The organism is Dietzia sp. SYD-A1, assembly GCF_015356725.1.
In the GTDB taxonomy this organism is placed as follows: Bacteria; Actinomycetota; Actinomycetes; order Mycobacteriales; family Mycobacteriaceae; genus Dietzia.
Genome location: NZ_JADDKI010000598.1, coordinates 1 through 3,152, shown reverse-complemented (window position 1 = coordinate 3,152; position 3,152 = coordinate 1). Strand labels below are relative to the sequence as shown.

At 70.7% G+C, this 3,152-nt stretch carries 4 protein-coding genes; 3 read left to right on the top strand and 1 reads right to left on the bottom strand.

All coding sequences use genetic code 11. The annotated features are described in order from the left end of the window. Window positions 1–363: DUF3027 domain-containing protein (locus tag IY392_RS17570; RefSeq protein ID WP_194861927.1), on the top strand; the 363-nt coding region annotated here is incomplete at its 5' end. Between the two features lie 46 nt (window positions 364–409). On the opposite strand, the gene IY392_RS17565 is transcribed toward IY392_RS17570, so the two are convergent. Beyond that, complete coding sequence (locus tag IY392_RS17565; RefSeq protein WP_031264944.1) at window positions 410–679, bottom strand: DUF2530 domain-containing protein; 270 nt, start codon at window positions 677–679, stop codon at window positions 410–412. A gap of 74 nt (window positions 680–753) precedes the next feature. Between IY392_RS17565 and IY392_RS17560 the strand changes: the two genes are divergently transcribed. Next, on the top strand, window positions 754–2,220 hold the full coding sequence (locus tag IY392_RS17560) for an NCS2 family permease (RefSeq protein ID WP_107755843.1): 1,467 nt from the start codon (window positions 754–756) through the stop codon (window positions 2,218–2,220). A 12-nt stretch (window positions 2,221–2,232) separates the two neighbouring features. Then, a complete protein-coding gene (locus tag IY392_RS17555) occupies window positions 2,233–3,066 on the top strand; it encodes an RNA methyltransferase (RefSeq protein ID WP_194861926.1) in 834 nt (277 codons plus the stop codon). The last annotated feature ends 86 nt before the right edge of the window (window positions 3,067–3,152 follow it).

The following is a 3,152-nucleotide window of genomic DNA, read 5'->3' as shown; positions in this document are numbered from 1 at the left end:
CGTTGGGCCGCCGCGCGCGGCCCGGACTCCGAGATCGCCCGCGGGGCCAGGCACCACTGCGGGTCCTGTGGTTTCCTGCTCCCGATCTCCGGTTCGCTGGGGGCGATGTTCGGGGTGTGTGCCAACGAGTACTCCGCCGACGGGCAGGTTGTTCATCTCCAGTACGGCTGCGGCGCCCACAGCGAGGTGCAGGTGGCCACCGAGTCCACGGCCCCTGTGGCCGAGGCGTATGACGACGCAGCCGTGGACGTGGTGGTCCTTCCCCAGCAGCTGGCGGCCTCGGCCGCCCGGGCGCGCGGGGCGGCGGACGCCCAGGACCAGGTAGGGGAGACCGGTCAGGCGAGCGCTCCCGACCAGGCCTGACCCCGCCGACCAGGCCTGACCCCGCAGACCCCTCGGGCGGGCCGGCTCACGTGTGGTCGAAGTCGAGACCGACCTGTGCCCCCGCGCTGCCGCGCAGGACCGCACGCCGCTGGAGCGCGTACACGAGCGTGCCGATCGCACCCACACCCACACCGACCGCGCAGAGGATGACCGCGCGCATGTCCACCTCGTCCATGAGCATCATCGCCAGGAGGGCGATCGTCCACGCGAGGGTCCCGATGAGGACGACGGGCCGCGGGTCCAGGAGGTAGCCCGGGATTCGGGGCACCTGCGGCTCTGTCGGCCTCTCGGTCATGACCGCGACGCTACCGCAGGCGGAGGGCCGGTTACCCTATGACGGTTCCTCACCACCGCCAGGAAGGTCTCCAGATGTCGCAGAGCACCGGGGCCCCGTCGCGGTCCCCAGCACGGGGCCCCCTCGACCGGTACTTCAAGATCAGCGAGCGCGGTTCGACCGTGTCCCGCGAGGTGCGCGGCGGGGTGGTCAGCTTCTTCGCGATGGCCTACATCATCGTGCTCAACCCGCTGATCCTCGGTTCGGGTGTCGACGTCGAGGGCAACCAGCTGTCGATCATCGAGATCGCCGCGGTCACCGCGTTCACCGCCGGGGTGATGACGGTGGCCTTCGGCGCGATCGCCCGCTATCCGTTCGCCTTCGCCACCGGCCTGGGCATCAACTCCCTGGTCGCGGTCACCATCGCCAGGCAGGTCACCTGGGCCGAGGCGATGGGGCTGATCGTCATCGAGGGCGTCATCATCGTCATCCTCGCGGTGAGCGGGTTCCGCAAGGCGGTCTTCGACGCCATTCCCCCGGACCTCAAGGCCGCCATCGCCGTGGGCATCGGGCTGTTCATCGCCATGGTCGGGTTCGTCGACTCCGGGTTCGTGCGTCGACTCCCCGACGCCGCGGGCACCACGGTGCCGGTGGGGCTGGGGATCGAGGGATCGATCGCGTCGTGGCCCACGGCCGTGTTCGCGTTCGGGCTGCTGCTGTGCGGGATCCTCGTGGCCCGTCAGGTGCGCGGCGGCATCTTCATCGGCATCGTGGTCACCACCGTCGTGGCCATCATCGTCGAGGCGATCGCGGACGCCGGCCCGTCGTTCGTCGACGGCGAGCCCTCGCCCACGGGGTGGAACCTCGCGGTCCCGGGCATTCCAGAGACGCTCGGCGGACTGCCCAACCTCTCCCTCATCGGGCAGGTGGACCTCTTCGGCGCATTCGTCCGCATCGGCCCCCTTGCCGCCGGCCTGTTCGTCTTCACCCTGCTGCTCGCGAACTTCTTCGACGCCATGGGTACCTTCACCGGCCTGGGCAAAGAGGCCGGGCTCATGGACGAGAACGGCAACCTGCCCAACATGAAGACCGCGCTCGTGGTCGAGGGAGTCGGGGCCGTCGCCGGTGGATTCACCTCGTCCTCCTCCAACACCGTCTTCCTCGAGTCGGCGACGGGTATCGCCGAGGGCGCCCGAACCGGACTGGCGAACATCGTCACGGGTGTCCTCTTCCTCGTCGCGATGTTCTTCACACCGCTCTACGAGGTCGTCCCCGTCGAGGCGGCCGCCCCCGCGCTCGTGGTGGTCGGCGCGCTCATGATGTCGCAGATCATCAACATCGACTTCACGAGATTCTCCATCGCCCTGCCGGCGTTCCTCACCATCGTCACCATGCCGTTCACGTACTCCATCGCCAACGGGATAGGGATCGGGTTCGTGGCCTGGGTCGTGATGGCCACGGCCACCGGCAAGGCCCGGTCGGTCCACCCGCTGCTGTGGGTGGTCGCGGCGGCGTTCCTCGTGTTCTTCGCGATCGGGCCCATCACCGACCTTCTGGCCTGAGCGGCGCGGACAGTGCTCGTCGTCGACGTCTCCGATCCCGCCGATCCCCGGCTGGACGACCTCCGCGATCTCAACCACTCCGACCGCCGCCCCGACCTGCCGGGAGGGCGGGGCCTGGTGATCGCCGAGGGCACCTACGTGGTGGGGAGGATGCTCCTGTCCCGGTTCCGGCCGCACCTCCTGCTGGGGACCGACGCCCGACTGCGGCAACTGCGCCGCGAGGCGACCGCGGAGGGCTGGGATGCCGACGAACGGGCCGCCGGAGCCGTCTACCTGCGCACCACCAAGGACGTGCTCAGCGAGGTGATCGGGTTCCGGTCCAGCCGCGACATCCTCGCCGCCGCCCACCGGCCGGCCCCGCTCGACGTCGACGCGGTCGTGGACGGCGCCCGGACCCTCGTGGTGCTCGAAGGGGTCAACGACCCCGAGAACCTGGGGGCCATCTTCCGCAACTGCGCGGCGCTCGGCGTCGACGGGGTGCTGTTCGGTGCCGCCACCGGGGACCCGCTCTACCGGCGGGTGGTGCGCGTGTCCATGGGACACGTCCTGCGGTTGCCGTTCGCGCACCTGCACGGGACCCCGACCATCTGGCACCGCTCCCTCGGGGATCTGCGAGCGCGGGGTTTCACCACCGTGGCGCTGACCCCCTCCGGGGAGGTTCCGCTCTCCCGCGCCGTCGACGCCGACAAGGTGGCCTTCGTCCTCGGCGCCGAGGGGCCGGGGCTCACCGAGCACGCGATGCGTGCGTGCGACGTCCGGGCGGCGATACCCATGACAGCGGGAACCGACTCGCTCAACGTGGCCACGGCTGCGGCCGTGGCGTTCTACGAGCGGTCGCGCGACTAGGGTCCGGCGGCGTCGTCAGCGCCGGTTCGCCAGACGGCGGTTCATCGCCCCGCCGGCGCGCCGCACGGTGTCACCGAGGACGCCGG

Coding starts and splice junctions, on each gene's coding strand:
- IY392_RS17565 (WP_031264944.1), bottom strand. CDS start 679: ATGACCGAGAGGCCGACAGAGCCGCAGGTGCCCCGAATCCCGGGCTAC.
- IY392_RS17560 (WP_107755843.1), top strand. CDS start 754: ATGTCGCAGAGCACCGGGGCCCCGTCGCGGTCCCCAGCACGGGGCCCC.